The sequence below is a fragment of the Aeromonas sp. QDB39 genome, assembly GCF_027707585.1.
In the GTDB taxonomy this organism is placed as follows: domain Bacteria; phylum Pseudomonadota; class Gammaproteobacteria; order Enterobacterales; family Aeromonadaceae; genus Aeromonas; species Aeromonas hydrophila.
This window is the reverse complement of the sequence record NZ_JAPCIV010000030.1, coordinates 1-26,976: the sequence shown is the minus strand read 5'-3', so window position 1 is coordinate 26,976 and position 26,976 is coordinate 1. Positions and strand designations below refer to the sequence as shown.

Here is a 26,976-nt window from a genome sequence, read left to right as displayed (position 1 = left end):
ATGAAAAACGCCGTGGTTGAGATCCGCGATCTGGCCTTTGCCTGGCCGGGTCACGAGGTTGTACTCGATCTGCCCGCCCTCACCATCAGCGAGGGGGAGCGGGTGTTCATCAAGGGACCGTCGGGTTCCGGCAAGTCGACCCTGCTCGGCCTGCTGGCCGGGATCCAGACCGCCAACCACGGCACCCTGGAGGTGCTGGGCCAGCCGCTGGCCCGGCTCTCTGGCCGTGCCCGCGACCACTTCCGGGCGGCCAATCTGGGTTACATCTTCCAGCAGTTCAATCTGCTGCCGTTTTTATCCGTGCAGGACAACGTCACCAGCGCCCTCACCTTCTCCCCCGAGAAGCGGGCCCGGCTGCAGGGCAGCCCGGCCGACGAGGCACGCCGCCTGCTGCGGGAATTGCAACTGCCCGAGGAGGCGCTGCACAGGCCCGTCCATGCCCTCAGCATCGGCCAGCAGCAACGGGTGGCCGCCGCCCGCGCGCTGATCGGCTCACCGCCGCTGGTGATCGCCGACGAGCCCACCTCGGCCCTCGATACCGACAACCGGGCCGCCTTCATCAAGCTGTTGTTCGAGGAGTGCGACAAGCAGGGCTCGACCCTGGTCTTCGTCAGCCACGACCCCTACCTCGAACCGCTCTTCCCGCGGGTGGAAAACCTGCAACAACTGAACAGGAGGGCATCATGCTGAAACTTGCCCTGCAAAGCCTCTGGGCCCGCCGCCTCACCGCCGGGCTCACCCTGCTGGCCGTCGCCATCAGCGTCACCCTGCTGCTCGGGGTGGAGCGAGTGCGCAACCAGGCGCGCGAGAGCTTCGCCAATACGGTGTCGGGCACGGATCTCATCGTCGGCGCCCGCTCCGGCCAGGTGAACCTGCTGCTCTACTCGGTGTTTCGCATCGGCAATCCCACCAACAACGTAGGGTGGGATGCCTATCAAGCCATCAAAAACCAGCGCGGCATCGCCTGGACCATCCCGCTTTCCCTTGGTGACTCCCACAAGGGGTTTCGCGTGCTTGGCACCAATGGCGACTACTTCACCCACCTGAAGTACGGCCAGCAGCAGGCGCTGCAACTGCGGGAGGGGCGGCCGTTCGACACGCCGTTCGAAGCGGTGCTCGGCGCCCAGGTGGCCGAGAAGCTCGGTTATCACCTGGGGCAGTCCATCGTCATCGCCCACGGCGCCGGCAACACCTCGTTCAGCCAGCACGACAACCTGCCATTCAAGGTAGTGGGGATCCTGGCACCGACCGGTACCCCCATCGATCGCACCATCCACGTGCCGCTGGCCGGCATCGAGGCGATCCACCTGGGCTGGGACACCGGCCGCCACAGCAAGAACGTGACCGCCGAGCAGGCGCTGGCCCAGGATCTCACTCCCAAGACCATCACCGCCTTCATGGTGGGGCTCAGCAACCGAATATTGGCGTTCCAGCTGCAGCGCAGCGTCAACACCTACCGAGGCGAGCCGCTGATGGCGATCCTGCCGGGGGCCGCCCTGCAGGAGCTGTGGAGCCTGATGAGCGTGGCGGAGACGGCGTTGTCGATGATCGCCGGCTTCGTGGTGGTGGCAGGCCTTATCGGCATGCTGACCACCCTGCTGGCCGGTCTCAACGAGCGGCGCCGGGAACTTGCCATCTTGCGCTCTCTCGGCGCCGGCCCCGCCCACCTGTTCCTGCTGCTGGCACTGGAGGCGATGGCCCTCACCACTGCCGGCATCGCGCTCGGGGTGGCGGTGCTCTACTTGGGGCAGGGGCTTGCCACCCCCTGGCTGCTCAGCCACTATGGCCTGCAATTGAGCCTGGGGCTGCCGAGCGCCCACGAGTGGCTGCTGCTGGGGCTGGTCTGGCTGGCCGGCATGGTGATCGGCCTGTTGCCAGCGGCCCGCGCTTATCGCTACAGCCTGAGCGACGGCATGAGCATTCGCGTCTAGTCAGGCGCCCATAAAACGAGAAGGACAGATGATGAAGTGGAAAATTGTGGCGCTGCTGGCCGCCCTGCTGGCGCTGCCGGCCATGGCCGTGGAGTACAAGACCATCGACTGGGATGTGCTCATTCCCGCAGGTGAAAAACTGTTGCCGCCCCCCCAGGTGAGCCACGACGGCAACCTTGCCTCGGTGCCGCAGCCGGTGGGCGGGGTCAACCAGAAGCTGGACAACCAAGAGGTGCGCATCCCGGGCTTCGTAGTACCGCTGGAGGGGGATGCCAAGAAGATCACCGCCTTCCTGCTGGTGCCCTACTTCGGCGCCTGCATCCATGTGCCGCCCCCGCCCACCAATCAGGTGGTCTACGTGAGCTACCCCAAGGGGGCGCCGGTGGACGACCTGTGGGACGCCATCTGGGTGAAGGGCAAGATGCGCACAGTCAGCTCCAGCCACGAGATGGCCACCGCCTCCTACTCCATGGAGGCGGTCGAGGTGAGCGTCTACGAAGAGCAGTAACCAGGCACACACGGCCTCCCTCGGGAGGCCGTTTTGTTATCCGCAACGACCGGATCTTTACCGGCCCCTGCCTGAGGGATTGCCCGCCATCCCGGTTGGAGTAACATTCAAGGCTAGACCTTGCGATCACGGAGCCAGCATGGCTGACCTGCCCCCGCCCAAGAAAGAGAGTTCCATCCTGAGCAGCCAGGAGCAGACCCTGCGCCTGGCCCGCAGCCGCGGTATCGACGGCATGCTCACCCGCAACAGCGACAGCACCTTCGAGCAGCGCGCCACCTTTCGCCAGCTGGCGGATCAGGCCGCCCGCCAGCGCAACCTGGAAGCCATCATGGTGATGGCCTCCCGCCACTGCGAGGAGACAGCCGCCGGCGGCGAGATGGACAGCGACTGGCTGACCCGTTTCCTGCAACTGGCGGAAGACATCAGCATGGTGCCCATGCAGCAGCTGTGGGGCCGCATCTTCGCCATCGAGATCGCCACCCCGGGCCGCTTCTCCATCCGCGCACTTTCCACCCTCAAGGAGATGACCCAGCGCGAGGCCCAGCTGTTCCAGCGCATCTGCTCCCTCTCCTGCCACTACGTGGGCAGCGACGAGCAGCGCCTGCTGCTGGGGCTGCACAAGGGGGCCAGCCTGCTCAGCCGCGCCCGGGTGACCCGGCTCGGCCTTGGCAAGTACCGCATCCCCTACAACGCCCTGCTGCAGCTGTTCGAACTCGGCCTGCTGCACCGGGGCGAGCTGGAGTCCGGCCCGCTGCCCGCCGACGGGGTGGAGCTGGAGTTCGGCGATCAGCGCTGGCGCCTGCAGCGCAAGCAGACCAACATCACCCTGCTCTACTACCGGTTGACGCCGGTCGGCAACGAGCTCGCCCAGTTGCTGCAAGAGCCGCCGCTGGAAGAGTACCTGCAGGATCTGAAAACCGTGCTGGTGCAGGGGCTGCAGATAGAGACCATGATGCTGACCCCGCCCGCCGGACCTGAGCCTGCCCCGGTCGACCCTGCCCCCTGATCCCCTGGAGCCCGTCCCCCGGGCTCCGTTGTTTCGCGCACCGCCGCAGCATCTTGCGAAATATCGACCAGCCGTTGCCAAAACGGTTCTCGAAATGCGAATTCTTCTCCATTTCGCTGCCAATAATTGCCCTCCTGGCTGAGCCAGGCTGACTCGTTTCACCTTCATCACCCACTATTCACAAAATAATCATCAATCTCTGCGTGCTGGCTCATGACTTGCATTTGCCATACATCTTTCCAGCAACCCTGTTCCGGAGCCACCATGAGAATCAATCAACCCGTTACCCAGCGCGAACGCCTCTATCCGGAGCACCAGAGCCTGATCTCCACCACGGATCTGGAGAGCCGGATCACCTATGCCAACGACGAGTTTTGCCATATCGCCGGCTTCAATCTGGAGGAGCTGCAAGGGGAGCACCACAACCTGGTGCGCCACCCGGATATGCCCAAGCAGGCCTTCGCCGATCTCTGGCACCATATCCGGGCCGGCAAAAGCTGGATGGGGCCGGTGAAGAATCGCTGCAAGAATGGCGATCACTACTGGGTCAGCGCCTTCGTCACGCCGATCAAGGATGCCCACGGCAAGGTGGTGGAGTATCAATCAGTGCGTACCGCCCCCAGTGAGGAGATCAAGCAGCGGGCCGAGCGCATCTATGCCGGGCTGCGCGCTGACAAGGCCCCGCTGGCGCTCAGGCTGCCGACCTTCTCCCACACCCTGGCACTCGGGCTCTGCCTGCTGCTGAGCCTGACGGCCATGGTGGCGCTGGGGTATCAACAGGCTGCGCTCTGGCAGCTGGCCCTGGCGGCCATACCGCTGCTGCTGGCAGCCATGATCACCCATGCCCTGGCCCGTCGCCTCGGCAAGCTCGACAAGATGGCCCGCAGCCGTTTCGACAACCCGCTGATGCAGTTGCTCTACACCAACAAGGTCGACAACATCGCCGCCATCGAGCTCGCCATGCTGATGAATCAGGCCGAGTTCAACGCCGTGCTGGCGCGTACCCAGCAGACCTGCAGCCGGATCCTGCGCTCGGCCGAAGGCGATCTGCGCAATGCCGAGTCCATCACCAGCAACCTGCAGCAACAACAGGCAGAGACCAATCAGGTCGCCACCGCCATCACCCAGATGGCCGAGTCGATCCACGAGGTCTCCCACAGCTCCACCGCCGCCTCCGGCCTGCTCGATGAAACCGCTGAGCTGTTCCGGGAGGGCAACCGCAGCGTGCAGGAGACCATAGGGGCGGTCGAGGGGATGCACAGCGAGCTGACCACTTCAAAAACGGTGATCCACACTCTGGCGGCACAGTGCCGGGACATCGACGGCATTCTCGATGTCATCAACAGCATCGCCAATCAGACCAATCTGCTCGCCCTCAATGCAGCCATCGAGGCAGCCCGGGCCGGCGAGGCGGGCCGCGGCTTCTCGGTGGTGGCGGATGAGATCAGATCCTTGGCCATCAAGACCCAGTCCTCCACCGGCGAAATCCAGAAGATGATCACCCTGCTGCAGGCCAGTGCAGGCAATGCCGAACTGGCGATGGAGAAAGGGGGCGCGCTCTCCGCCAGCTGCCAGCAGAAGGCCTCCGCCACCGGCACCATACTGCAGCAGATCAACAGCATGTTGCAGCAGGTCGCCTCCGGCAGCAGCCAGATAGCCCAGGCCGTGCAGGAGCAGTCCCAGGTCACCGCCGATATCGATCGCAACGTGCTCAGCATCAAGACCCTGGCCGATGACTCAAGCCAAGGCAGCCAGCATGCCGTACAGGGCATCAACCAGCTGGTGCGGCAACTGAGCGAACTGGACCGGCTGGTGCGCCAGTTCCAGCAGCAGCCCGCTCCCCATCAATTCGACAACCCCAGACCCAGCGGCCAGGTAGTGCTGGCCCGCTGATCCCAAGACCGTGCGCTAACAACAAAAAAGGCCCCTGTCATCACCGGCAGCGGGCCCATTTATCTCTTGTGACAAGTGCGGTTCTGGCCGTATGGGTACCCCCATACCATCACTGCCCCCTTGATGCCCTCACCCTGGCATCTGTGCTGCGCCTCACTCAACAGCGTGACGGCCCCGCAGTTCATTCCTCTACCCAAATACCCAACGAGCGTTTAGCAAGCAAGGGCGCTGAGATACCCCCACCGCCCGACCACCACCCCATAGCAGCTCAATTTATTGATCCTGCTCGAGAAAGCACTCACTACCCCTTCCCTAAAAGGCTCCGTTCGGTAACATGATCATCAGATCACCTCTCGTCGGAGTCCGCCATGAATCAGACCAGAGCCACACCGCAGGGAAAGAGCAGCAGACTGGAGGCTGAAATTCAGGGGCGGTAGCCTTGCCGATAAAATAGATAAACGAGTGGCAACACAAATATATTCTGATATCAGAGAGTGTGAGCTTTCAGCAGCCGCTATAAAGGTGATAAAAACTATTCAAATAGTTAGGTTATCGGATCATTTATAACTTCCATTTTATTACTGTCAGGGGCCGAAATGAAAATTCGAGCGATATTTTTACTTTTGCTCCTTTTGACATTCACTAGTAATGCTGAAGATATCACCACTCGCACAGCCAGCAGGGATGATGGCTCGCCTGTCTCCTATTATCTGGTCCAACATTCCCATGATGCAGATACGCTGCTGTTGATTCTGCAAGGCTCTGATTGCAACAGTGTGCTTAACATTGATTCGATACTTTCCGACTATAAAGATGTTTGGCCAGAAGCTGATGTTCTGCTAATCGAAAAGTATGGCATTGATAGAAAATTAAAATACAGTACCGATCCGGCACGCAAGGATTGCCCTGCTCAGTACCTTGAAAAGGACAGCCCTGCGCAGCGGGTAGCAGATATCAAGGCTGTTCTCGATATCATCCGCAAAGATAGGCAATACAAGACATTTATCCTCTTGGGCGGCAGTGAAGGGGCCGTTATCGCCAACCTGGTGACCGCAGATGTTGACTATATCGATGCCACCATCGCCTTTAATGGCGGTGGCCGCTGGTTTATCGATGACGTCTCACACAGCATCGCTGCAGAGCATAAAAACCCCGCCGCGGCGAGAAAAAATATCGACGGTTTTAAAGGGTTTGCCGAACATGTTCTTAACAGCAAACCCTTTGAGCTTGAAGTGAGCGGGCATGGCTATCATTGGTGGCAACAGATGCTCTCCCTCGATCAGCTTGATACCCTGAAAAACATAAAATCTCCTTTGCTGATCATTCAGGGAGGGAGAGACACGTCGGTATCACCGCAAAAAACAGATGAGTTGATACAGCGCCTTAAAGTCCTCGGGAAAAGAAATATCGAGTATCGGCGTTACGAAGAACTCGATCATGGATTGAAGGACAGTGACGGGAAAAACCTGCGTAAAGAGGTCATTAGCGATATGAATATGTGGTTAAAGTCGAAGTTAAGTAACCCTAACCAATATACCAGTGCTTATTAATTAAAGCAGCCTAGCTGCTAAATATCCTCTTTATATTATCGATTAGTAGTTTATCAATCCACCAATCTCATACACCCCATCACACCAAACTTATTAATCAAACTCAATAAACGGCGAAACTCCCACACAATTAATGAAAGATAGTACCCAAATAATGCTTGAGGGAAATCAAAGGTCAGAGCTAAATACAAAAGAAAATAATAACCTCTCAGCTCAGCATAAAAACGGTCAAAGGCTATTCATTACGCTTGCGCCCGTCCCTTTACCTATCCGTTAGCTGATTTAATTTAGGAGAATTTACTTGTATAAAATTGACAATGAAAAACATAGAGAGATAATAGAGGGCACATTGGAAGATGTAAATAAAACCCTAGGTGATATTGTTGAAAAAAACATTTTAATTTCGGATGTTGATAATATTTTACAGGCAATTAATGAACAGTTAGTTGAAAACGAGCAGTTTTCAAACTCTATCTTTTCTGAGCTACGAACTATCACTGGTTTGGGGGTGACTAGTATTGGACTACTTGCATTAACCGTAGGTCCCGACCCAATAAAAAATGAAAGCAAATTGTTTCCTAGAGATTGGCTCGGTAGTAATGAACGCCCAAACCCTGACTTAGTCATTTCTCATTTACTTTGTAACTTATCAAATTATGCCTTGTCAGTTGACACCCTAATCCAAAAAGGGCTCGACACTCAGGCTAGAAGTCAATTAAGGATATTTCTTGAACTCAGTTGGATGACGCTAAACATAATCTCTGATAAGGAGCTATTTTCTGGTTTTGTATGTTCTGATGAAATTGAAGAAAAACGGTTTTGGGCTAAAAACCTCAAATCATTTCAACTTAATTCACGTTTAAGTGATCTAGAAAAATTATTTGGGCTTGAGCCGCAGTTACAATCAAGCATTAGTCAACTAAGAAAAGATAACTACTCATTCTATTCTAACATTGTCCATCATTCTTACAGTTCAACTATGTTAGGAGCGCTCTCATTTCATGCTAATTCAGATACATCTAGCTTCAATGTTTTTGGCAAAGTAGGAAGCAATAGCAGTTCTACGTTGGTCGTTTTAAATGATGCAATCTGGTATTTTTTGTTAATGTTTTATGCCATTTTGTGTAAAAAGCACAAGATATCACCTCTCAATCCGAACGTTGATTTTTGGGTCGAGTCCTTCAGTATTTACAAATGCGTAGTAAATATTTATCTATATCAGCGCATCAATAACTCAGCTAACAAAGCCTTCAGGGCTGATTTGTAAACGCATGCTGAATTCGCTTCACTCAAATATGTCACACGTTCATTCACAGGTTAAGGCGGCATAATAGTTAGCCAATGCAACAAGGGGAATAGCTGGGAAGCAATAAACAAGGTGGAAAACGCCTCCTTGTTTATCAATAATCCGTCCAGACAATAGACCTTAATCGATCAACCCCCGCTGCCTTAGGGCGGTCAGCAACTCATCCACCAGCACTTCCACCGGCTTGCCGGCGTTGAGTAGATGGATTTCCGGCTGCTCGGGGGCCTCGTATGCGGAGTCGATGCCAGTGAAGTTGCGGATCTCCCCTGCTCGCGCCTTTTTGTAGAGCCCCTTGGGGTCGCGCTCTTCACAGATGGCGAGCGGGGCATCCACAAACACTTCGACAAACTCCCCTTCACCCACGAGATTGCGCACCAGCTCCCGCTCGGCACGAAACGGCGAGATAAAGGCGGTGAGCACGATAAGGCCCGCATCCACCATGAGTTTTGCCACCTCGCCGACCCGGCGGATGTTTTCCTGACGGGCGGCGTCATCGAAGCCGAGATCGCCGCACAGGCCGTGGCGCACGTTGTCCCCATCCAGCAGATAGGTGTGCTTGCCTTGCGCGGCCAGCGCCTGCTCCAGTGCCCCCGCCAGGGTGGACTTGCCCGCCCCCGACAGTCCGGTAAACCAGATCACCAGCGGCTTCTGTCCCTTCTGCTCGGCCCGGCTCCGTTTGTCGACGGCATGGGCATGCCACACGATATTGCTCATTCACACTCCTTGCTTGGCGCTCGCGCCTCAATGCTGAAACGGTCTGGCTCCCTGGAGCTCAGCCTCTGGCCACTCGCCACTGACGGGGCCATGGTCGTCGTGTATCTATATTCCCTGCCAGGCACCAGGCCCCCAGTTGCGCCGCCTTAAAACGGAAACAGCAGGGGCACCATGACGATCACCCCGAGGCTGTAGGCCAGGGAGACCGGCAGGGCCAGCTTGAGGTAGTCCGGCATCTTGTAGTTGCCTGCCGCATAGACCATCAGGTTGGTCTGGTAGCCGTAGGGCAGGATAAAGCTGGAGCTCGCCCCGAACAGCACCGCCAGAATGAACGGCATGGTGGAGACATCCATGCTGAGCGCCAGCTGGTAACCCATGGGGAAGGCCAGCGCCGCGGCGGCGTTGTTGCTCATCAGCTCGGTCAGCACCAGGGTGAACAGGTAGATGCCGATAAAGGCGATCAAGGGGCTAGCACCGTTGAACTCCCCCATCAGCCAGTCGGCGATGACCCGGGCCAGCCCGCTCTTTTCCAGCTGATCGGCGATGGCCAGCGCCCCGCCCACCACCAGCCAGATATCCAGCGGAAAGCGGCGGCGGATCTCGTCCAGGGTCAGGATGCGGGAGAACAGCAGCACCACCAGCATCACCAGCAGCCCCTTGAACAGTGGCACCAGATCGAACACCGACAGCGCCAGTACCCCGAGAAAACCGCCCACCACGGCGGCGCTGCGCGTGGCATCGAGCCGGGTGGAGGCCTCCAGCCCGCTCACCACCACGAACTCGCGGGAGAGGGACTTGTTGCCTGCAAACTTGGGGCCGGGGGCCAGCAGCAAGGTGTCCCCTGCGTGCAGTTCAATCTGGCCGAGGCCGCCGGTGAGCTGGGTCTCGCCCCGGCGCACCGCCAGCACCACCGCATCGAAGTGGGTGCGAAACTCCGCATCCTTGATGGTCTGACCCACCAGCCGCGAGCTGTGGCTGACGATCACCTCCACCAGGTGCTGGCCGTTGAGCCGGTGCTGGCCGTAGAGATCCAGCCCCTTGAGCTCCTGCAGCACGCCGACGCTCTCCACGTCGCCGCAAAACAGCAGCATGTCTCCCTCGTGCAACTCGTGTTCCGGCTGCACCGGGCAGATCACCTGGTTGCCCCGGATGATCTCGGCGAGATAGAGGCTTTTCAGGCTGCGCAGGCCGTTCTCCTTGACACTGCGCCCGGCCATGGGCGAGCCGGGGCCCACCTTGGCCTCGAGAAAGTAGCCGGATTCGCGGCTCATCTCGGTGTCCTGCTCCGGCAGGTGGCGGGCAAACAGCAGCACGGCGATGAGGCCGGTCAGCAAGGTCCCCGCCCCCACCATAAAGAAGTCGAACATGCCGAGCGGCTTGGCCCCCATCTTGATGAGAAAGCTGTTGACGATGAGGTTGGTGGAGGTGCCGATCAGAGTCAGCACGCCGCCAAAGGTCGCCGCGAAGCACATGGGCAGCAGCAACCGGGACGGTGCATGGTTGGGGTTGCGTTTGACCGCCCCCAGCATGGAGGCCACCACGGCGGTGTTGTTGACGAACGCCGACAGGAAGGCGGTGGAGAACCACACCTTCACCAGCACCTTGTTGAACGAGCCGGTGCCCACCAGGTTGGCGAACCAGCTCATGACCCGGGTCTTTTCCACCGCGAGCGAGACCAGCAGCAACAGCACCAGGGTCAGCAAGGCGCTGTTGGTGTAGCCCGCCACCACGGCGTTGATGTCCGCCAGGCCGCTCAGATAGGTGATGAGCACGGCGCCCGAGAAGAGCAGCGCCGGCCGGAGTTTGCCCTGGATCAGCAGAACGACGAGGGCAGCCAGCAGACCCAGCACCAGGGATTGTTGCCAGGTCATGGGCTTATTCCTTGCTTGCGTCGTTGCTGATGGTCAGCGCCTGCCAGTGGGGGAAGTGCTTGCGCACCAGGGCGTTGAGCTCCACTTCGAACTCGCTGTAGTGCCCTGTTGCCACTTTAGCTGCCAAGCCCTCCACTATCATGCCGGCACCGACGGTGACGTTGGTCAGCCGGTCGATCAGGATGAAGCTGCCGGTATCGCGGATCTCCTGATACGGGTCGAACGCCACCGGGTCGGTCAGGCTCAGCTCGCACAGGCCGATCTCGTTGAGCTTGAGTTCGCTCGCCTCCAGCTCATCGAGCTTGTTGATCTCGATGCGGTGGCGGATGGCCTCCACCTGGCCGCGACTCTTCTTGGTGGCCAGCTTGACGTCGTAGACCCGGCCCGGTTGCAAGGACTCCTCCCCCATCCAGACGATGTGGGCCAGCAGGTTCTGGGTAACCAGCGGCTTTCTGGCGGCATCCACCAGCAGGTCGCCGCGGCTGATGTCGATCTCGTCGGCGAAGGTGACCGTGATGGCCTGACCCGGCAGGGCGTAGTCGAGATCGCCGTCGAAGGTGACGATACGGGTCACCGTGCTCTCTTTGCCCGACGGCAGCACCGCCAGCTTGTCGCCGACCCGCAGGATGCCGGAGGCGAGCGTCCCCGCGAAGCCGCGAAAATCGAGGTTGGGGCGGTTGACGTACTGTACCGGCAGGCGCACCGGGTGACGCTCCAGCTCGCGCTCTGCATTTTGTATCACATCGGCAGACTCCAGCAGAGCAAGCAGGGTTTCGCCTTCGTACCAGGCCAGCTTGTCGCTCGGGTTGACCACGTTGTCACCGTCCAGCGCCGAGACCGGCACGATATGGATGGTGTCGACGCTGAGCTTCTTGGCAAATTCGCGATACTCCAAGCTGATGCGCTCGAACACCTCCTGGCTGAACTCCACCAGGTCCATCTTGTTGACCGCCACCACGAACTGCTTGATGCCAAGCAGGCTCGCGATAAAGCTGTGACGGCGGGTCTGATCCAGCACCCCCTTGCGGGCGTCGATCAGGATGATGGCCAGATCGCAGGTGGAGGCGCCGGTGGCCATGTTGCGGGTGTACTGCTCGTGGCCCGGGGTGTCCGAGATGATGAATTTGCGCTTGGCGGTGGAGAAATAGCGGTAGGCCACGTCGATGGTGATGCCCTGCTCGCGCTCCGCCTGCAGGCCGTCCACCAGCAGCGCTAGGTCCAGCTTCTCGCCGGTGGTGCCGAGTTTCTGGCTGTCGGACTCCAGCGCTTTGAGCTGATCTTCATAGATCTGCTGGGAGTCGTGCAGCAGGCGGCCGATGAGGGTGCTCTTGCCGTCGTCCACGCTGCCGCAGGTGAGAAAGCGCAGCAGGCTCTTGTGTTGCTGGGCGTGCAGGTAGGCTTCAATGCCCTGTTCGCTGATGGCGGTCTGAATGTGGTTGTTCATGTTGCGATTCCTTAGAACATTTTTTTAGAAATAGCCCTGACGCTTCTTCTGCTCCATGGAGCCGGCCTGATCGTGGTCGATGAGCCGCCCCTGCCGCTCGCTCGAGGTGGTGAGCAGCATCTCTTCGATGATCTCCGGCAGGGTGGTGGCAGCGGATTCGATGGCACCGGTCAGCGGGTAGCAGCCGAGGGTGCGGAAGCGCACCAGCTCCTGCTTCACTTCGTCTTCCGGGCCGATGGGCATGCGCTCGTCATCCACCATGATCTTGATGCCGTTGCGCTCCACCACCGGGCGATGGGCCGCAAAGTAGAGCGGCACTATGTCGATGTTCTCGAGGTAGATGTATTGCCAGATGTCGAGCTCGGTCCAGTTGGAGAGCGGGAACACCCGGATGCTCTCCCCCTTGTTGACCTGGCTGTTGTAGACGCGCCACAGCTCCGGGCGCTGGTTCTTGGGATCCCAGCGGTGGGACTTGTCGCGAAAGGAATAGACCCGCTCCTTGGCACGGGACTTCTCCTCGTCGCGGCGGGCACCACCGAAGGCAGCGTCGAAGCCGTATTTGTTGAGTGCCTGCTTGAGCCCCTCGGTCTTCATGATGTCGGTGTGCTTGCCGCTGCCGTGCACGAAGGGGTTGATGCCCATGGCGAGGCCATCCGGGTTCTTGTGGACGATGAGATCCAGCCCGTACTTCCTGGCGGTCTCATCGCGGAACTTGATCATCTCCTTGAACTTCCAGTCGGTGTCGACGTGCAGCAAGGGGAACGGGATCTTGCCCGGATAGAAGGCCTTACGGGCCAGGTGCAGCATGACGGAGGAGTCCTTGCCGATGGAGTACATCATCACCGGGTTTTCAAATTCGGCAGCCACCTCGCGGATGATGTGGATGCTCTCGGCTTCCAGCTGCTGCAAGTGGGTCAGTCTTTCACGGTCCATGTCTGGGTCCTCGGTTCATTGCTAACGCGCCTGGTCAGGGCGCGGTGTTGGTTCAGGTCGGTGCCGCTGTCGCAGCACCGTCAAATCGATGGCTGTTGCCGCCGGCGCTCAGGCCAGGCTCACCAGCTTGAGGTCGCAGGCGCCCTGCTGCTGTCCCTCGCCAAACCAGGCGAGCCGCTCGCGCAGGGCCACTACTTCGCCGATGACGATGAGGGACGGGCTCACGGCCTGCTGGGCCAGTTCGGCCAGATCCGCCAAGGTGCCGGTCAGTACCCGCTGGCGGGCGGTGGTGCCGCGCTCGATGATGGCGATGGGAGTAGCGCTGCTGCGGCCATGGCTCACCAGCTGCTGCTGGATGTGCTCGGAGCGCATCAGCCCCATGTAGATGATCAGGGTCTGGCTGGTAGCGGCGAGCTGCTGCCAGTCGGGCTCCTTGCCATCGATCTGGCAGTGGCCGGTAATGAAGACGGCGCTCTGGGCATGGTCGCGGTGAGTAAGCGGAATGCCCGCATAGGCGGTGGCACCGGCGGCGGCCGTGATGCCGGGCACCACCGAGAAGGGGATGCCTTCGTCGGCCAGCACTTCCAGCTCCTCACCGCCACGGCCGAACATGAAGGGATCGCCCCCCTTGAGCCGCACTACCCGGTTGCCCGCTTTCGCGTATTCCACCAGCAGGCGATTGGTCTCCTCCTGCGGCACGCTGTGGGCGCCGGCCTTCTTGCCGACCGACACCAGGGTGGCATCGCGGCGCACCAGGTCGAGGATCTCGGCAGAGACCAGCTGGTCATAGAGCACCACTTCGGCCTGCTGAATCTGTTGCAGCGCCTTGAGGGTCAGCAGGCCCGGATCGCCGGGGCCCGCACCGACCAGCACCACTTCTCCCACTTCGCTTGTCGCCTGGTCGAGGCCATCGTTCAGCCACTGCTCGGCCCCCTGCCAATCCTCTTTCTCAATCAGACCGGCCAGGGTGTTGGAGGCAAAGGCGCGCTCCCAGAAGCGACGACGATCGGAAATAGATGAGAGCACCCGTTTGGCCTGGTCGCGCACCCGGCCGGAGAGCTCGGCCAGAGCGCCGAGATGGCGGGGCAGCAGACTCTCCAGCCGCTCGCGCAGCAGGCGCACCAGCACTGGCGCCTTGCCGCCGCTGGAGACAGCCACCATGATGGGGCTGCGATCGATGATGGAAGGGAAGATGAAGCTGGAGCGCTTGGGGTCGTCCACCACGTTGACGAACAGACCGAGCTGGTTGGCGCTCTGATAGACCAGCGCGTTCACCTCGAGATCGTCGGTAGCGGCCACCACCAGGATCTGGCCGGCCAGATGGGCCGGGGTGAAACGTTCCGCCAGATGGGTGAAGCGATCGGTAAATTGATGGAAGTCGGGTTCCAGCTCGGGGGAAACCAGAGTCAGCCTGGCACCGGCCGCCAGCAGCAGGCGCGCCTTGCGCAGGGCCACTTCGCCCCCTCCCACCAGCAGCACCGGGCGACCGTCCAATTTGGCAAACATCGGCAAATAATCCATTTCGGCCCATCCCTCGGAACACGACTAATATGGGGCGACTATAGGCAGGGCTGCTTATCCCTCAAAATAATAAAAAATGCTTTTTAATGCATTTTAGTAATTAACAAAGCCGTATGATGACAAAGGCGAAGCAAGGCGCTTGTGGTGCCAGGCGCAAGGCCATAGGCTAGTGAAAGTGTTTCATAAGGAGCTTAATAATGAATGAGTCATTGATTGTGCTGGGGATCTTCGTGTTTCTGGTGCTCGCGACCCTGAGCGCCGGCATCAAGATAGTGCCGCAGGGCTACAACTGGACCGTGGAGCGCTTCGGCCGCTACACCCGCACCCTGGTGCCGGGCCTCAACCTGCTGATCCCCTATGTGGACAGGGTCGGCCACAAGATCATCATGATGGAGCAGGTGCTGGACATCCCGGCGCAGGAGGTGATCTCCCGCGACAACGCCAACGTCACCATCGATGCCATCAGCTTCGTGCAGGTGGTGGATGCCCGCAAGGCGGGCTATGAGGTCAACGATCTCACCAGCGCCATCCGCAATCTCACCATGACCAACATGCGGACCGTGCTCGGCGCCATGGAGCTGGACGAGATGCTCTCCCAGCGCGACACCATCAACGAGAAACTGCTGCGCACCATGGATGCCGCCACCGCCCCCTGGGGCATCAAGGTGACCCGGATCGAAATCAAGGATGTACGTCCGCCGCTGGCACTGGTGGAAGCCATGAACGCCCAGATGAAGGCCGAGCGCCAGAAACGGGCCGAGGTGCTGGAGGCCGAAGGGGTGCGCCAGTCCAAAATCCTGAAAGCGGAAGGGGAGAAGCAGTCCCAGATCCTCAAGGCCGAGGGTGAGCGTCAGGCCGCCTTCCTCGCCGCCGAAGCGCGCGAGCGGGCCGCCGAGGCGGAAGCCAAGGCAACCCACATGGTCTCCAAGGCCATCGCCGAAGGGGATCTGCAGGCCATCAACTACTTCGTGGCCCAGAAATACACCGAGGCGCTGGCCCGCATCGGCGAAGGCCCCAACAGCAAGGTGGTGATGATGCCGCTGGAGGCGGGCAGCCTGATCGGCGCCGTCGCCGGCATGGCCGAGCTGTTCAAGGATGGCAAGGGCGGCAAGTCATGACAGCCCTGTTCGAGGGGCTGACCCACTGGCACTGGCTGGGGCTCGGCTTCGCGCTGCTGGCCATCGAGGTGCTGGGCTCGGTGGGCTTTCTGCTCTGGACCGGCATCGCCGCGCTGGAAGTGGGCCTGCTGCTGCTGGTCTGGCCCTTCGGCTGGCAGGCGCAGCTGCTGCTGTTCGGCCTACAATCCCTGCTCACCACCTGGGCCTGGTGGCGCTGGCAACACCGCCGGGATCGCTCCAGCCGGGATGCCGCCGCCCCCATCAACGAGCGGATGCAGGGCTATCTTGGCCGCGAGCTGGTGCTGCTGGATGACGTGACTCAGGGGATGAGCCGGGTACACCTGGACGACACCGCCTGGACGGTGCGCTGCAGCCAGCCGCTGAGCGCCGGCAGCAAGGTGCGGGTGACGGGACATGACTCCCATATCCTGCTGGTGGAACCGCTGCCCTGACACAGGGGCAAGGCGCCATTGACCGCCAACGACAAAGGGCTCCTCGGAGCCCTTTTCGCTGTCTTGCAAACTGTGAGCGAGGGTCTAGAAGGCGTCGCTGTCGAGGGCGGCGCGCAGCAGATCCTTCCAGCTGATGATGCCGACCAGGGCGCCGTTTTCCAGCACCGGCAGGCAGGAGACGTTCTTCTCCAGCATCATCTTGACCCCGTCCCGCACCGTGAGCTGGGGGGCGATGGTGATGGGGTGGCGGCTCATGATCTGGTGGGCGCGCCGGTTGAGGGTCTCGGTGTCGCGGCTCATCTCGGCCTCGGAGTCCAGATAGGGGCTGATGGCGCGGAACAGATCCCGGTCCGAAATGACCCCTACCAGCTCCTCCTCTTCCAGCACCAGCAGGTGGCGAAAGTGAGCCTGCTCGAAGATCTCCTTGATGACATTGAGCCGGTCATCCATGGAAACGGTGGCGACCCGGGTCGTCATGATGTCCCTGATAAGCATGCTAACCTCCCCAACCCTGACTGATTGCTCTGTTATGGCATGTTTTTGCCCCCCCAGCCAGTGGTTGCCCCCCGCCTCAAGTGCAAATCTGCGCCGTTTCACGTAAGATCCGCGCCAGTTTTTCTCCTCCATTTGAGCCAAGCAGACCAATCCATGATAGTTGCCAGTCAAATCGAACTGATCCGCGGCGGCCGCAAGCTGCTGGACAACGCATCCGCCACCATTCATCCCGGCCACAAGGTGGGTCTGGTGGGCAAGAACGGCTGTGGCAAGTCCACCTTTTTTGCACTGGTACGGGGCGAGCTGGCCATCGACAGCGGCACCTTCAGCCTGCCCGCTGGCTGGCAGATTGCCGGCGTGGCACAGGAGACCCCGGCGCTGGACTGCTCCGCCCTCGACTACGTGATCGACGGCGACAAGGAGTTCCGCGCCCTGGAGGCCCAGCTGGTCCAGGCCGAGCAGGATGACAACGGCCTGCTGGTGGCCGAGCTGCACGGCAAGCTCGATACTATCGGCGCCTACAGCATTCGTGCCCGCGCCGCCGAACTGCTGCACGGCCTCGGTTTCAGCGACGAGCAGCTGAGTTCGCCGGTGCGCAGCTTCTCCGGTGGCTGGCGCATGCGCCTGAACCTCGCCCAGGCGCTGCTCTGCCGCTCCGATCTGCTGCTGCTGGATGAACCGACCAACCACCTGGATCTCGACGCCGTCATCTGGCTGGAGAAGTGGCTCAAGGCCTATCAGGGCACGCTGGTGCTGATCTCCCACGACCGCGACTTCCTCGATTCGGTCATCAGCCGCATCATCCACATCGAGAACGGCAAGCTCAACGAATACACCGGCGGTTACTCCGACTTCGAACTGCAGCGCGCCGAACACCTGGCCCAGCAGCAATCCATGTACGAGAAGCAGCAGCGCGAGATGTCCCACATGCAGGCGTATGTGGACCGCTTCCGCTACAAGGCCTCCAAGGCCCGTCAAGCTCAGAGCCGACTGAAAGCGATGGAGCGGATGGAGAAGATCCTGCCCGCCCACGCCGACTCCGAGTTCAGCTTCGAGTTTCGCGAGCCGTCGGCCCTGCCGACCCCGCTGATTGCCATGGAGAACCTCAGCGCCGGTTACGGCGACAAGGTGATCCTGGAGAAGATCAAACTCAACCTGGTGCCGGGTTCGCGCATCGGCCTGCTCGGTCGCAACGGCGCCGGCAAATCCACCTTCATCAAGATGCTGTCGGGCTCCAACCCGCCGCTCTCCGGCAAGCTCGAGGTGAGCGCCGGGGTCAGCATCGGCTACTTCGCCCAGCATCAGCTGGAGACCCTGCGTCTGGACGACTCACCCCTCGATCACCTGGTGCGCCTCGCGCCGGACAAGACCGAGCAGGAGCTGCGCAACTACCTCGGCAGCTTCGGCTTTCACGGTGACAAGGCGCTCGACAAGGTGGCCCCCTTCTCCGGCGGCGAGAAGGCGCGGCTGGTGCTGGCCCTCATCACCTGGCAAAAGCCCAACCTGCTGCTGCTGGATGAACCGACCAACCACCTGGATCTGGAGATGCGCCACGCCCTGACCATGGCGCTGCAAGGCTTCGAGGGCGCCATGGTGGTGGTCTCCCACGACCGGCACCTGTTGCGTACCACCACAGATGACTTCTATCTGGTGCACGGTGGCCGGGTCGAGCCGTTCGACGGCGATCTGGACGACTACCACAAGTGGCTCGGCGAGCAGGAGAAAGAGGCCAACGCCAAACCGGACGACGGCCCGGTCTCCGCCAACTCGGCGGTGGCGCGCAAGGATCAGAAGCGGCGCGAGGCGGAGTTCCGGCAAGCAACCCGGCCGCTGCGCCAGAAGCTGGAGAAGCTCGAAACCAGCATGGAGAAACTGCAGGCCAAGCTGGCCGCGGTGGAAGAACAGCTGGCCGACCCCGCCATCTATGAAGATAGCGCCAAGCAGAAGCTCTCCGAGCTGCTCAAGTCCCAGGGCCCCATCAAGGAGGAGCTGGAAGGGGTGGAGCTGGAGTGGATGAGCCTCTCCGAGGAGTTGGAAACCATGGAGCAGGCCTTCCTTGCGTGACGAACAGCTGATGGCGAGCGAGCGGATCGCCGCCCACGAACTGCCGGGCCCGCTCGACTTCTGGCAGTGGAGTGGCGAGGTCTACGGTGCGCGCAGCCAGGACTGGCTCAGCGTGCAGGTGCAGGGGGGCAACGTCAATCTGGCCCTGTTGCTGCATCGGCTGGATCAGTGCGGGATCCCGGTCGATCTGACCGACCTGCAACCGGCGCTGGTGCAGACCGAGGCGGTGCTCGGCCCCTGGCGCACCCTGCGTTCGAGCGCCAAGGCGCGGCTCGGCGAGCAGGAGTATCAGGCCATGCTGGCCCACGAGCTGGAGCTGGAGCGGCTGCAACAAGGGGTGCTGCTGCAGACCCTGCGCAGCCTCACCCTGTTTCGCGGCAACAGCCGCAACCTGTTGAACTATCTATTGTTACTGGGGGCCCAGCAGGGCCCCCTCAGAGACCTAATATGCTGAGTTATCGCCACGCCTTTCACGCCGGCAACCACGCCGACGTGCTGAAACACGCCGTTCAGGCCCTGATCATCGAGTCCCTCAAGAAGAAGGAGAAACCCTTCATCGTGCTGGATACCCATGCCGGCGGCGGTCTCTACGACCTGCGCGGCGACTGGTCCCAGAAGAAGGCGGAATATGCCGACGGCATTGGCCGGCTGTGGGATGAGCGGGCCCAGTGGTCCACCATGGTCCCCTATCTCGGCGTCATCGAGGAGATGAACAGCGATGGTCAGCTGCACTACTACCCCGGCTCGCCGGAGCTGTCCCGTCGCCTCGCCCGCGAGCAGGACAAGCTGGCGCTGATGGAGCTGCACAACAACGAGGTGGAAGACCTGCGCGCTAACATGGGTTACGACCCCCGCGTCGCCGTCCACCATCGTGATGGCTTCGAGGGGCTGGTGGCCCTGCTGCCGCCCACGCCGCGCCGCGGCCTGGTGCTGATCGACCCGCCCTATGAGCTCAAGGAAGATTACTTCGCGGTGGTCGATACCCTGAAAAAGGCGCAAAAACGCTGGGCCACCGGCATCTACGCCCTCTGGTATCCCATCCTCGGGGAAGAGGCGGACAAGTCCCGCGACATGCTGCGCGCCATCAAGCGCGAGAACTTCGGCAACGTCCTGGTGGCCGAGCTGGAAGTGGCCGGCCAGACCACCGATTGGGGCATGAACGGCTCAGGCATGCTGATAGTGAGCCCCCCCTGGCTGCTGGATGAGCAGATTGAAGCCTTCTTGAAACCCCTGTGCGCCAAGCTGGCGCAGGGCGCCGGCGCCCAGTACAAGGTCGAGTGGCTCAACAAGGTTGAAGCGTAACGCCTTCCATCACTGTTACACCGCCAAGGGCCTGCCACTGCAGGCCCTTTTTATTGGTCATGGCTGCCTGCCCCCGCCACGCTGGCAAGCCGCTCCGGCAGCCGGCTCGCCAACCAGTCGATGGCCATTCTGGTCTTGAGCGGCAGGTGCGGGCTGTGGGGCCAGAGGGCATTGATGGGATAACGCCTGCCCTTGAGGGAGCCCAGCACTTCGCACAGCTCGCCCCGCTCAAGGTGCGGGCGCGCCAGCCAGGTCGGCAACCAGGCCAGGCCAAAGCCAGCGATGGCCGCCTGGGTGATGGCGTGCAGATCGTCGAGCTGCAGGCGCCCCGTCGGTCGCACCGATTGCCACTGGCCATCCAGCTGCCACTGCCACGCCAGCACCCGCCCCTGCCGCAGATAGGCGATGCCCTCGTGCTCGGCCAGATCCGCCAGCGTCATCGGTTCGCCCCGCTCGGCCAGATAGGCGGGCGCAGCGCAGAGCGTCATGCCGTGCTCGCCGAGCCGGCGCGCCGCCAGATCCAGGCTGTCCGGCGGCTCCCCGTTGCGGATCACCAGATCGAGCCCCTCCTCCACCAGATCCACCTTGCGGTCACTGAACGACAGCGACAGCGCCAGCCCGGGATGAGCCTGCGCCAGCTCCAGCAGCAGGGGCGCCACGCACAGCTGACCGAACAGCACCGGCATGGAGACCTTGAGGCTGCCGTTGAGAGTGAGCTTGTTGCTGGCCAGCGCCGCCTCGCCGAGGCGCACCTCCTCCAGCGCCCGCAGGCAGTGGCGATGGAACAGCGCCCCCTCCTCGGTCAGGCTCTGGCTGCGGGTGGTGCGGTGAAACAGCTGGACGCCGAGACGCTGCTCGAGCCGGGCAATCCCCTTGCCCACCGCCGAGCGGGTGAGGTGGAGCCGCTCGGCGGCCTGGGCGAAACTGCCCGCCTCCACCACGCTGGCGAACAGATCGAGGCCATTGAGGCTGTTTGCCATCTATTGCATACCTTATGGAACCAATATGACGAAATAGTATCAGCACTGCGGAAAAAAATGACTGATAAGATCCCTCCATCCCCACACTTTGTCAGATGGAGTTCACCTCATGAGTCAGATCCTGCTGCTGCAATCCAGCCTCAACGGCCCCGCGTCCCGCACCAACCAGTTGATGGAGCGCTTTCTGCAAGCGCGCCGGGAGCAGGGCCACCAGGACCAGGTGGTGGTACGCGACCTGCCGGCCCTCACCCTGCCGCCACTGGACAGCGCACTGTTTCACGCCCTGCGGGGGGCAGAGTCAGCCAGCGAGGCCATCCGCCAAGGGGTGGCGCTGTCGGATCAACTGATTGCCGAGCTCAAGGCCGCCGACCTGCTGCTGATCGGCGCCCCCATGTACAACCTCAACGTGCCGACCCCGCTCAAGAACTGGTTCGATCTGGTGGCGCGAGCCAGGGTCACCTTTCGCTACACCGACAGCTACCCCATGGGGCTGGTGGAGGGGGTAAAAGCTCTGGTGTTCAGTAGCCGCGGCGGCGTGCATCAAGGACAGACAACGGATGCGGTCACCCCCTACCTCGAGTCCGTGCTCGGCCTGATGGGCATCGCGCAGGTGGAGTTCGTCTACGCGGAAGGGATGGACCTGTACCCCCACGGGGCGGAGCAGGGCATGCGCCAGGCCCATGAGCGGATCGCCGCCCTCAGCCGGTGAGCCCCTCGCCCGCCTCTTGCCGCCCCAACCGGCAGCTGCGCGGGAGACGCCCAAATAAAAAAGCCCCGTCACGGGGCTTTTAGCATGTCGGCCAACCTCACGTTTTGCCCGGGAGATCCCGCCAGAGCGCCAGAATAAGCAGCGCCAGCAGGGCGAAAGGCGGGGCCAGACTGAGCAGCATGCACAGCACGGTGATCAGCACCGGATGCTCACTCTTGCGGCGGGCCAGTCGCCAGGCCACGACGCCGACGATGATCATCAGCAACAGGATGAACTGCCCCATCAGGGTGGCGTTGATATTCATATGCATGAAAGCTCCTTTTTCATGGCAAAGGCTCACTCTAGCGCCGCTGTGGCCCCAGGCAACTCCCAATCCGGTGAGGGCGTTCTCACTTGATAGGTCGTCCCTATCCAACCATTAGATGAGAATAGTTTTCATTTGATGTGATTTCAGGGGATACTCTGCTCATCACCAGAGGGAGCCGCCATCATGAAAAAGACCATCAGCTTTGCCGTTCTGCACTTCACCGTGGCCTTCACCGTGGCTTACCTGCTGACCGGTGAACTGCTCACCGCCAGCCTGATCGCCCTGATAGAGCCCGCCGTCAACACGGTCGCCTTCTACTTCCATGATCTCGGCTGGCACAAGCTCAAGCCTCACCACAGCCTGCAGGCCAAGACCAGCAGCTTCGCCCTGGTGCACTTCTCGGTGGCCTTCGGCGTCGCCTACCTGCTGAGCGGCGAGCTGCTCACCGGCGGCGTGATGGCGATGATCGAGCCTGCCATCAACACTGTGGTGTTCTTCTTCCACGAGCGGCTGTGGCGCGCCCGTCAGCAGCTTGCACTGGCATGAGGGAGGGGCTGCGGCCCTTCCCCACGCTTGGACCAGCTTCTCTCCCCCGGCAAGGGGGCCAGCCCCTGCCGTACTGACCAATTTGTTGATCCCGCCCCAACATTTATCACCTAGCCCTTCCCCTGCGCCCCTCTCCCGCTACCATACCCGAATGGCAATCCAAGCCTCGTCGGAGTCACCCATGAGCCCTCTCCGCCATCCCCGTTGGTTACAAAGCAGCAGACTGGAGGCTGAAATTCAGGGGCGGTAGCCATGCCATCGGCTTCACAGCAAGGGGCCGGCCGGCGACTCATCCACAACATGCAAAGCAAGGTGGTGTATGGAAACACAAACATTGCATCGCGGTCGGCTGATCGACCATCTCCAGCTGGTGGTGAAAGACCTGGCCGCCAGCCAGCGCTTTTATACGGCCGCACTGGCCGTCCTCGATATTCCCATAGGCGGCACCGGTGAGGGTTACTTCTGGGCAGACGAGCTGTTTGTCACCGCCATCGACAGCCCGGCGGCGCTGGGGGCATTGACCGGCCGCCATCACCTCGCCTTTCAGGCGCAAGACCGCACCACAGTGGATCGCTTCTATCAGGCAGCGCTGGCCAATGGGGGCCAGGACAACGGCGCCCCCGGTGAGCGCCATTATCACCCCGGCTATTACGCCGCCTTTTTGCTCGATCCGGATGGCAATAATATCGAGGCGGTTTATCACGGTGAGGCAAAGCGGAGTGCGGAGTCGGTGGAGATTAGGTTTTAGCAATATGTGAATCACCAGTAATTTATACTCTCACTGTGAGGAGTCTCAAGCATACCCTATTAAAATGAAGAATTATTATTTCTGGCTTTGCTCTACACATCAACTCATGAGCAATTCAAATAAAAAACAATCCAACATGGAATAGTATTAACTTGATTTTTATCCATAAGTCTGGTGATGAAAGTTATCAAGATGACATATGAAATATCACGTTACTCTATTATCCCCATCTATCTACCATCAGGTTTAATTGATGCCATTCCGACTACGTATCATTGAAATTAATCCTTCTAGTAGTGACGCCGATGGAAATGTGCGAGCTAAATTAGATAGCGGATTGGAGATATGGTTTTACTATCAAGGCAGTAATCAACAGGGTTATCAATGGTTTCCAGTTAACGGTGTTGTGGAAGTAATGTTAGTTGGCCGCCTGTCCTCCGTATCAGCCATCGAGCAACCCTCAATATCCCTGTCGTTTCCTAATAGGAATTGCTGTTATCAGGCAACAGGACAAATAACCGGAACAGAGGAAATCGATGGGGAGTCACTACTAAAACTATCATCAACATTGTCGTTTCCGATAGATAATGAGCTGGGTAAAGAGCTGTTCGCTATCGGATCATGGGTAAGTATTCACGGGGAGCTATGGGCAGAAATATAAATCCTAATCCATCGTCAAATCAGACAATGCGACACCTATATTTTATGATAAATGCTATGAACAATGTAATACAAGAGCGTTGTAAATTTCAATGTGGTTGTGTTACTAAAATAATCATGTCACATTTCAATAGTGAAAAAGTTTATGTGTCGACCTGCAGCCTTGCATCTCCAATGTATCGCTATAATTTAGCCAGAAGGTTCGAATAGCACAGCGTATTCGGAAAATTGAGAATAACTCGTCTAAATAATCCGCCCCTCGTTATCTCGATAGCTGGTGTTATACTGCTATCGAACTGGAATAAATAATGAAATACTCATTAAATTGGAAGCAGCCATTACTCTCAATGAGCAAGCGGTTCCTTATATTTATCACATTGATGTTTGCAGGGGGGGTTGTACTCAGTGCATACAAAACGCAACTCAACATGGAGCTGGGCGCCTGGCTCTTTGACCAATATCTAAAAATACTGCTAGCAGCCTTTATTGTATTGTTCGTGATGGCTCAAGCTTCCAGATTGTTTTCTGTCGAATTGAGAAGTGAAGATGTGGTAGGTAGAAACCGATTTTTCCGAAAAGTATCCATACCATATACCAAGATGGTGGGGGTCAGCATGGGAAAAATGCTTATCGTCGATTGCATGGTCATTCGAACCAACAGCCTCAAGCGTATTTACGCTCCTTTTGATCTGGACGGTTTCCAAGACCTTTCGAATAAAATTGATACAAGGCTAACCAATAATAACGCATTCAAAAATGGGACATAACAGGTTCTATTTTCTATCTTTCATTATTTTCGTTAGAGATATATTTCGCCCTTCCCCTTAATCCTGCGAAAAATTTTTTATGGTGGTATCATGAAGATTTCTGAAGTCGCAAACAAAACAAATACCTCTATTTATACATTGCGATATTATGAGAAGGAAGGATTATTATTAGACATACGTAGAGATAAATCTGGATAACGTATTTTCGATAAAACAGATATTGAATGGCTGACCTGGATTAAACGTTTAAAATCTACTGGAATGCCATTAGCGGAAATAAAGTCATTTTCCAAGCTACGCCAAGCAGGATCCACAACCTTGGCAGAAAGGAAATCTTTGCTTGTAACTCATCAGATCAATCTTGAAGAAGAGATAGCAAGGCTCAATGGTGAGCTGGATATTGTGCTCTACAAGATAGATGCCTACGACAAAAAAAATGCTTGACCTAGAGTGAACTCGAGGGGTTAGCGTACAGACTCCACTGAGAAGGAGTCATTTATGTTTAATCCCGGTTATTACATTACCGCCGAGCTAAAGGTTAAAGAGTCTGCAAACATTAGTAAGGCTCGTCAACACCTGCAAGAACTTTGCGAAGAGACATTAAGGGAACCTGGCTGCTCTATTTTCACTCTTCATCAATGTGAAAAAGATGAGAGCCGCTTCTTGTTGTGGGAACGATTTAACAGTGAAGATGATTTCAAATTGCACTTTGAGCAACCTCATACCCAAGAGTATTTGGCGCATGATTTGACCGAGGTGGTGCAGTATTTTGTCACTGATGTGCCTTAACGTACTCATATCCAGTTTGTACCGAAGGAGCAGATCTAGTTATCACCTGACACCGGCCTCAAGCCGGTGCCTTGCTCCACGATTAGTTACAACCAACAAGGGGTTGACTCTACAGCCATCAAGGATAATCACGAAAACCATCTCTCTGGCGACCGCTAATCCATCCACGCCTGTTGCGGCCTATTACTGGCCGCAGGGTCCTTGCTATATATTCTCCCACTTCTACGACACGCCGAGGAGGCGTTGATATGCAGTCACAGACTCACACCTTTATCATCAATGGCAGCCCAATGCCCTGCCTGCAGGCCGGTTCCGGTGAGCCGCTGCTGCTGATCCACGGAGCGTTGGCCAACCATACCCTCTGGCTCGAACATATCGAGCAACTCTCACAGCACTACACCGTCTATGCCCCCACTCTGCGCCACTTCGGCGAGGCTGGCAAAGAGGGGTCTTTCGGCCTTGAGACCCATGCCAGCGATCTGCTCACACTGCTGGTACAGCTGGCGTGTGGGCCTGTCCATCTGGTCGGCTGGTCTTATGGGGCGGATGTAGCGCTGACAGCCGCCTTGCAGGCACCGGGGCGCGTCAGAAGCCTCTATCTGGTGGAGCCGGGCTGCCCGGGGGCGCTGGATGAGCAGGGGCTCGCCGCCTTTATGACCGATGCCGGCGCCATGTTCGGCCCGGTGTTTGGTCAGGTTGAAGCTGGGCAGTTGCAAGAGGCGGTGGCCACCCTGATCGATGGCTCGGGGGGCCGCCCAGGCTACTTTGCTGCGCAACCCCTCAAGTGGCAGCAAGCCCAACTGGCGGAGACCGCCAGCCTGCCCAAGCAACTGAGCCAGAGCGAGCGGCCGGATTGGTCGCCGTCGCGCCTTGCCGGGCTCAGCGTGCCCACCTGCATCGTGCGGGGCGCGCAGACCAGAGCGCTGTTTGCGCAAGTGTGCGAGGCACTTGGCAACGCCATCCCCGCCTGCCAGCGCCTGCAGGTGGCGGATGTCGGGCATCTCTACCCCATCGAGCAGCCCGCGCTGTTTGTGCAGCAGTTGCTGCGTTGGCTCAAACAGCAGGCATGAAAAAACCGGAACCCAAGGGTTCCGGTTTTTTCATCAAGGCATCAGCTGTGGTAATCGCCCCGGGTGCTGCTTGATAACCGACCAGGGTAGTATGCTCCACTCGGTCAGCTCGCAGTTACGCTCGACACGGGGAAAAGAAGGGTCCAACACTATCCCCTTCTCTGTCATATACCAAGAGGCATACTCCCAGACTGACGGATCTGCGTAATTGCACTGGTAATCCCCCCGAAAAACCAGGGTGCTCATAAGTAGAATTTTCCCGTACCTTGAACGCAGGAGGTTCTACATGAAA

Annotated in this window: 28 protein-coding genes and 1 pseudogene; 21 read left to right on the top strand and 8 right to left on the bottom strand. The window is 59.2% G+C overall.

Annotated elements, in window-relative coordinates; genetic code table 11:
- The 7 genes from PG899_RS17325 to PG899_RS17295 all read left to right on the top strand — a co-directional run bounded on the left by PG899_RS17325 (nt 1) and on the right by PG899_RS17295 (nt 8,155).
- Nucleotides 1-690, top strand: coding sequence for an ABC transporter ATP-binding protein (locus tag PG899_RS17325; RefSeq protein WP_041218359.1), 690 nt, complete (start codon nt 1-3; stop codon nt 688-690).
- Nucleotides 684-1,931: an ABC transporter permease gene (locus PG899_RS17320; RefSeq protein ID WP_252411174.1), complete on the top strand. Its 1,248-nt coding sequence runs from the start codon at nt 684-686 to the stop codon at nt 1,929-1,931. Before PG899_RS17325 ends, PG899_RS17320 begins: the two co-directional genes overlap by 7 nt.
- Nucleotides 1,932-1,959: 28 nt before the next feature.
- Nucleotides 1,960-2,439, top strand: a complete 480-nt coding sequence (locus PG899_RS17315) for a DUF3299 domain-containing protein (protein WP_011707301.1) — start codon at nt 1,960-1,962, stop codon at nt 2,437-2,439.
- 139 nt (nt 2,440-2,578) lie between these two features.
- Nucleotides 2,579-3,445, top strand: coding sequence for a TIGR03899 family protein (locus PG899_RS17310; protein ID WP_252411173.1), 867 nt, complete (start codon nt 2,579-2,581; stop codon nt 3,443-3,445).
- A 264-nt stretch (nt 3,446-3,709) separates the two neighbouring features.
- Nucleotides 3,710-5,338, top strand: coding sequence for a methyl-accepting chemotaxis protein (locus tag PG899_RS17305; protein WP_252411172.1), 1,629 nt, complete (start codon nt 3,710-3,712; stop codon nt 5,336-5,338).
- Nucleotides 5,339-5,934: 596 nt separating this feature from the next.
- Complete coding sequence (locus PG899_RS17300; protein ID WP_252411171.1) at nt 5,935-6,888, top strand: alpha/beta hydrolase family protein; 954 nt, start codon at nt 5,935-5,937, stop codon at nt 6,886-6,888.
- 301 nt (nt 6,889-7,189) lie between these two features.
- On the top strand, nt 7,190-8,155 hold the full coding sequence (locus tag PG899_RS17295) for a hypothetical protein (protein ID WP_252411170.1): 966 nt from the start codon (nt 7,190-7,192) through the stop codon (nt 8,153-8,155).
- Between the two features lie 159 nt (nt 8,156-8,314).
- Here the strand turns inward: PG899_RS17295 and cysC are convergent, their stop codons facing one another.
- From cysC to cysG, 5 genes are all read right to left on the bottom strand, one after another.
- Nucleotides 8,315-8,908, bottom strand: a complete 594-nt coding sequence (gene cysC, locus PG899_RS17290; protein WP_252411169.1) for an adenylyl-sulfate kinase — start codon at nt 8,906-8,908, stop codon at nt 8,315-8,317.
- A gap of 146 nt (nt 8,909-9,054) precedes the next feature.
- Nucleotides 9,055-10,779 (bottom strand): SLC13 family permease, encoded by a 1,725-nt coding sequence (locus PG899_RS17285; protein WP_124251976.1) that lies wholly within the window; start codon nt 10,777-10,779, stop codon nt 9,055-9,057.
- A 4-nt stretch (nt 10,780-10,783) separates the two neighbouring features.
- The gene (cysN, locus tag PG899_RS17280; RefSeq protein ID WP_252411168.1) at nt 10,784-12,223 is read right to left on the bottom strand and encodes a sulfate adenylyltransferase subunit CysN; all 1,440 of its coding nucleotides are present in this window, start codon (nt 12,221-12,223) and stop codon (nt 10,784-10,786) included.
- A 24-nt stretch (nt 12,224-12,247) separates the two neighbouring features.
- The gene (gene cysD, locus PG899_RS17275) at nt 12,248-13,156 is read right to left on the bottom strand and encodes a sulfate adenylyltransferase subunit CysD (RefSeq protein ID WP_016351912.1); all 909 of its coding nucleotides are present in this window, start codon (nt 13,154-13,156) and stop codon (nt 12,248-12,250) included.
- A 108-nt stretch (nt 13,157-13,264) separates the two neighbouring features.
- Nucleotides 13,265-14,677: a siroheme synthase CysG gene (gene cysG / locus PG899_RS17270; protein ID WP_252411167.1), complete on the bottom strand. Its 1,413-nt coding sequence runs from the start codon at nt 14,675-14,677 to the stop codon at nt 13,265-13,267.
- A 197-nt stretch (nt 14,678-14,874) separates the two neighbouring features.
- On the opposite strand from cysG, the gene PG899_RS17265 reads away from it, so the two are divergent.
- The gene (locus PG899_RS17265; RefSeq protein ID WP_011707311.1) at nt 14,875-15,795 is read left to right on the top strand and encodes an SPFH domain-containing protein; all 921 of its coding nucleotides are present in this window, start codon (nt 14,875-14,877) and stop codon (nt 15,793-15,795) included.
- On the top strand, nt 15,792-16,247 hold the full coding sequence (locus PG899_RS17260) for an NfeD family protein (protein ID WP_041218350.1): 456 nt from the start codon (nt 15,792-15,794) through the stop codon (nt 16,245-16,247). Before PG899_RS17265 ends, PG899_RS17260 begins: the two co-directional genes overlap by 4 nt.
- A gap of 84 nt (nt 16,248-16,331) precedes the next feature.
- Here the strand turns inward: PG899_RS17260 and PG899_RS17255 are convergent, their stop codons facing one another.
- Nucleotides 16,332-16,742 carry a CBS domain-containing protein gene (locus PG899_RS17255; protein ID WP_011707313.1) on the bottom strand — a complete coding sequence of 137 codons (411 nt, stop codon included), beginning with the start codon at nt 16,740-16,742 and terminating at the stop codon, nt 16,332-16,334.
- Nucleotides 16,743-16,895: 153 nt separating this feature from the next.
- On the opposite strand from PG899_RS17255, the gene PG899_RS17250 reads away from it, so the two are divergent.
- The 3 genes from PG899_RS17250 to PG899_RS17240 are packed head-to-tail and all read left to right on the top strand — an operon-like array spanning nt 16,896 to nt 20,108.
- A complete protein-coding gene (locus PG899_RS17250) occupies nt 16,896-18,806 on the top strand; it encodes an ABC transporter ATP-binding protein (RefSeq protein WP_077096569.1) in 1,911 nt (636 codons plus the stop codon).
- Nucleotides 18,799-19,260 carry a DUF2390 domain-containing protein gene (locus PG899_RS17245; RefSeq protein WP_179101443.1) on the top strand — a complete coding sequence of 154 codons (462 nt, stop codon included), beginning with the start codon at nt 18,799-18,801 and terminating at the stop codon, nt 19,258-19,260. Before PG899_RS17250 ends, PG899_RS17245 begins: the two co-directional genes overlap by 8 nt.
- Entirely contained in the window at nt 19,254-20,108 is an 855-nt protein-coding gene (locus PG899_RS17240) for a 23S rRNA (adenine(2030)-N(6))-methyltransferase RlmJ (protein ID WP_077096568.1), read from the top strand. Before PG899_RS17245 ends, PG899_RS17240 begins: the two co-directional genes overlap by 7 nt.
- A 50-nt stretch (nt 20,109-20,158) precedes the next feature.
- Here the strand turns inward: PG899_RS17240 and PG899_RS17235 are convergent, their stop codons facing one another.
- On the bottom strand, nt 20,159-21,088 hold the full coding sequence (locus PG899_RS17235) for a LysR family transcriptional regulator (RefSeq protein ID WP_077096567.1): 930 nt from the start codon (nt 21,086-21,088) through the stop codon (nt 20,159-20,161).
- Between the two features lie 109 nt (nt 21,089-21,197).
- On the opposite strand from PG899_RS17235, the gene PG899_RS17230 reads away from it, so the two are divergent.
- Nucleotides 21,198-21,797, top strand: a complete 600-nt coding sequence (locus PG899_RS17230; RefSeq protein ID WP_077096566.1) for an FMN-dependent NADH-azoreductase — start codon at nt 21,198-21,200, stop codon at nt 21,795-21,797.
- 97 nt (nt 21,798-21,894) lie between these two features.
- On the opposite strand, the gene PG899_RS17225 is transcribed toward PG899_RS17230, so the two are convergent.
- A complete protein-coding gene (locus PG899_RS17225) occupies nt 21,895-22,101 on the bottom strand; it encodes a hypothetical protein (RefSeq protein WP_016351920.1) in 207 nt (68 codons plus the stop codon).
- A gap of 186 nt (nt 22,102-22,287) precedes the next feature.
- On the opposite strand from PG899_RS17225, the gene PG899_RS17220 reads away from it, so the two are divergent.
- From PG899_RS17220 to PG899_RS17185, 8 genes and pseudogenes are all read left to right on the top strand, one after another.
- Nucleotides 22,288-22,650, top strand: coding sequence for a DUF2061 domain-containing protein (locus PG899_RS17220; RefSeq protein WP_045526198.1), 363 nt, complete (start codon nt 22,288-22,290; stop codon nt 22,648-22,650).
- A 319-nt stretch (nt 22,651-22,969) separates the two neighbouring features.
- On the top strand, nt 22,970-23,398 hold the full coding sequence (locus PG899_RS17215; protein ID WP_077096565.1) for a VOC family protein: 429 nt from the start codon (nt 22,970-22,972) through the stop codon (nt 23,396-23,398).
- Between the two features lie 253 nt (nt 23,399-23,651).
- The gene (locus PG899_RS17210) at nt 23,652-24,059 is read left to right on the top strand and encodes a hypothetical protein (protein ID WP_077096564.1); all 408 of its coding nucleotides are present in this window, start codon (nt 23,652-23,654) and stop codon (nt 24,057-24,059) included.
- A 307-nt stretch (nt 24,060-24,366) separates the two neighbouring features.
- Complete coding sequence (locus PG899_RS17205) at nt 24,367-24,825, top strand: hypothetical protein (protein WP_139391552.1); 459 nt, start codon at nt 24,367-24,369, stop codon at nt 24,823-24,825.
- A gap of 90 nt (nt 24,826-24,915) precedes the next feature.
- Nucleotides 24,916-25,050, top strand: a pseudogene (locus PG899_RS17200) (MerR family DNA-binding transcriptional regulator); the annotation flags it as partial.
- A gap of 36 nt (nt 25,051-25,086) precedes the next feature.
- Entirely contained in the window at nt 25,087-25,269 is a 183-nt protein-coding gene (locus PG899_RS17195; protein WP_256822029.1) for a hypothetical protein, read from the top strand.
- A gap of 54 nt (nt 25,270-25,323) precedes the next feature.
- The gene (locus PG899_RS17190; protein WP_077096562.1) at nt 25,324-25,614 is read left to right on the top strand and encodes a putative quinol monooxygenase; all 291 of its coding nucleotides are present in this window, start codon (nt 25,324-25,326) and stop codon (nt 25,612-25,614) included.
- 248 nt (nt 25,615-25,862) lie between these two features.
- Entirely contained in the window at nt 25,863-26,684 is an 822-nt protein-coding gene (locus PG899_RS17185; protein ID WP_077096561.1) for an alpha/beta fold hydrolase, read from the top strand.
- Nucleotides 26,685-26,976: the final 292 nt, after the last annotated feature.

What these genes read in the sequence shown, in the direction of transcription:
- PG899_RS17325 (WP_041218359.1), top strand. Translation starts at nt 1, where the DNA reads ATGAAAAACGCCGTGGTTGAGATCCGCGATCTGGCCTTTGCCTGGCCG.
- PG899_RS17320 (WP_252411174.1), top strand. Translation starts at nt 684, where the DNA reads ATGCTGAAACTTGCCCTGCAAAGCCTCTGGGCCCGCCGCCTCACCGCC.
- PG899_RS17315 (WP_011707301.1), top strand. Translation starts at nt 1,960, where the DNA reads ATGATGAAGTGGAAAATTGTGGCGCTGCTGGCCGCCCTGCTGGCGCTG.
- PG899_RS17310 (WP_252411173.1), top strand. Translation starts at nt 2,579, where the DNA reads ATGGCTGACCTGCCCCCGCCCAAGAAAGAGAGTTCCATCCTGAGCAGC.
- PG899_RS17305 (WP_252411172.1), top strand. Translation starts at nt 3,710, where the DNA reads ATGAGAATCAATCAACCCGTTACCCAGCGCGAACGCCTCTATCCGGAG.
- PG899_RS17300 (WP_252411171.1), top strand. Translation starts at nt 5,935, where the DNA reads ATGAAAATTCGAGCGATATTTTTACTTTTGCTCCTTTTGACATTCACT.
- cysC (WP_252411169.1), bottom strand. Translation starts at nt 8,908, where the DNA reads ATGAGCAATATCGTGTGGCATGCCCATGCCGTCGACAAACGGAGCCGG.
- PG899_RS17285 (WP_124251976.1), bottom strand. Translation starts at nt 10,779, where the DNA reads ATGACCTGGCAACAATCCCTGGTGCTGGGTCTGCTGGCTGCCCTCGTC.
- cysN (WP_252411168.1), bottom strand. Translation starts at nt 12,223, where the DNA reads ATGAACAACCACATTCAGACCGCCATCAGCGAACAGGGCATTGAAGCC.
- cysD (WP_016351912.1), bottom strand. Translation starts at nt 13,156, where the DNA reads ATGGACCGTGAAAGACTGACCCACTTGCAGCAGCTGGAAGCCGAGAGC.
- cysG (WP_252411167.1), bottom strand. Translation starts at nt 14,677, where the DNA reads ATGGATTATTTGCCGATGTTTGCCAAATTGGACGGTCGCCCGGTGCTG.
- PG899_RS17265 (WP_011707311.1), top strand. Translation starts at nt 14,875, where the DNA reads ATGAATGAGTCATTGATTGTGCTGGGGATCTTCGTGTTTCTGGTGCTC.
- PG899_RS17260 (WP_041218350.1), top strand. Translation starts at nt 15,792, where the DNA reads ATGACAGCCCTGTTCGAGGGGCTGACCCACTGGCACTGGCTGGGGCTC.
- PG899_RS17255 (WP_011707313.1), bottom strand. Translation starts at nt 16,742, where the DNA reads ATGCTTATCAGGGACATCATGACGACCCGGGTCGCCACCGTTTCCATG.
- PG899_RS17250 (WP_077096569.1), top strand. Translation starts at nt 16,896, where the DNA reads ATGATAGTTGCCAGTCAAATCGAACTGATCCGCGGCGGCCGCAAGCTG.
- PG899_RS17240 (WP_077096568.1), top strand. Translation starts at nt 19,254, where the DNA reads ATGCTGAGTTATCGCCACGCCTTTCACGCCGGCAACCACGCCGACGTG.
- PG899_RS17235 (WP_077096567.1), bottom strand. Translation starts at nt 21,088, where the DNA reads ATGGCAAACAGCCTCAATGGCCTCGATCTGTTCGCCAGCGTGGTGGAG.
- PG899_RS17230 (WP_077096566.1), top strand. Translation starts at nt 21,198, where the DNA reads ATGAGTCAGATCCTGCTGCTGCAATCCAGCCTCAACGGCCCCGCGTCC.
- PG899_RS17225 (WP_016351920.1), bottom strand. Translation starts at nt 22,101, where the DNA reads ATGAATATCAACGCCACCCTGATGGGGCAGTTCATCCTGTTGCTGATG.
- PG899_RS17220 (WP_045526198.1), top strand. Translation starts at nt 22,288, where the DNA reads ATGAAAAAGACCATCAGCTTTGCCGTTCTGCACTTCACCGTGGCCTTC.
- PG899_RS17215 (WP_077096565.1), top strand. Translation starts at nt 22,970, where the DNA reads ATGGAAACACAAACATTGCATCGCGGTCGGCTGATCGACCATCTCCAG.
- PG899_RS17210 (WP_077096564.1), top strand. Translation starts at nt 23,652, where the DNA reads ATGCCATTCCGACTACGTATCATTGAAATTAATCCTTCTAGTAGTGAC.
- PG899_RS17205 (WP_139391552.1), top strand. Translation starts at nt 24,367, where the DNA reads ATGAAATACTCATTAAATTGGAAGCAGCCATTACTCTCAATGAGCAAG.
- PG899_RS17195 (WP_256822029.1), top strand. Translation starts at nt 25,087, where the DNA reads ATGCCATTAGCGGAAATAAAGTCATTTTCCAAGCTACGCCAAGCAGGA.
- PG899_RS17190 (WP_077096562.1), top strand. Translation starts at nt 25,324, where the DNA reads ATGTTTAATCCCGGTTATTACATTACCGCCGAGCTAAAGGTTAAAGAG.
- PG899_RS17185 (WP_077096561.1), top strand. Translation starts at nt 25,863, where the DNA reads ATGCAGTCACAGACTCACACCTTTATCATCAATGGCAGCCCAATGCCC.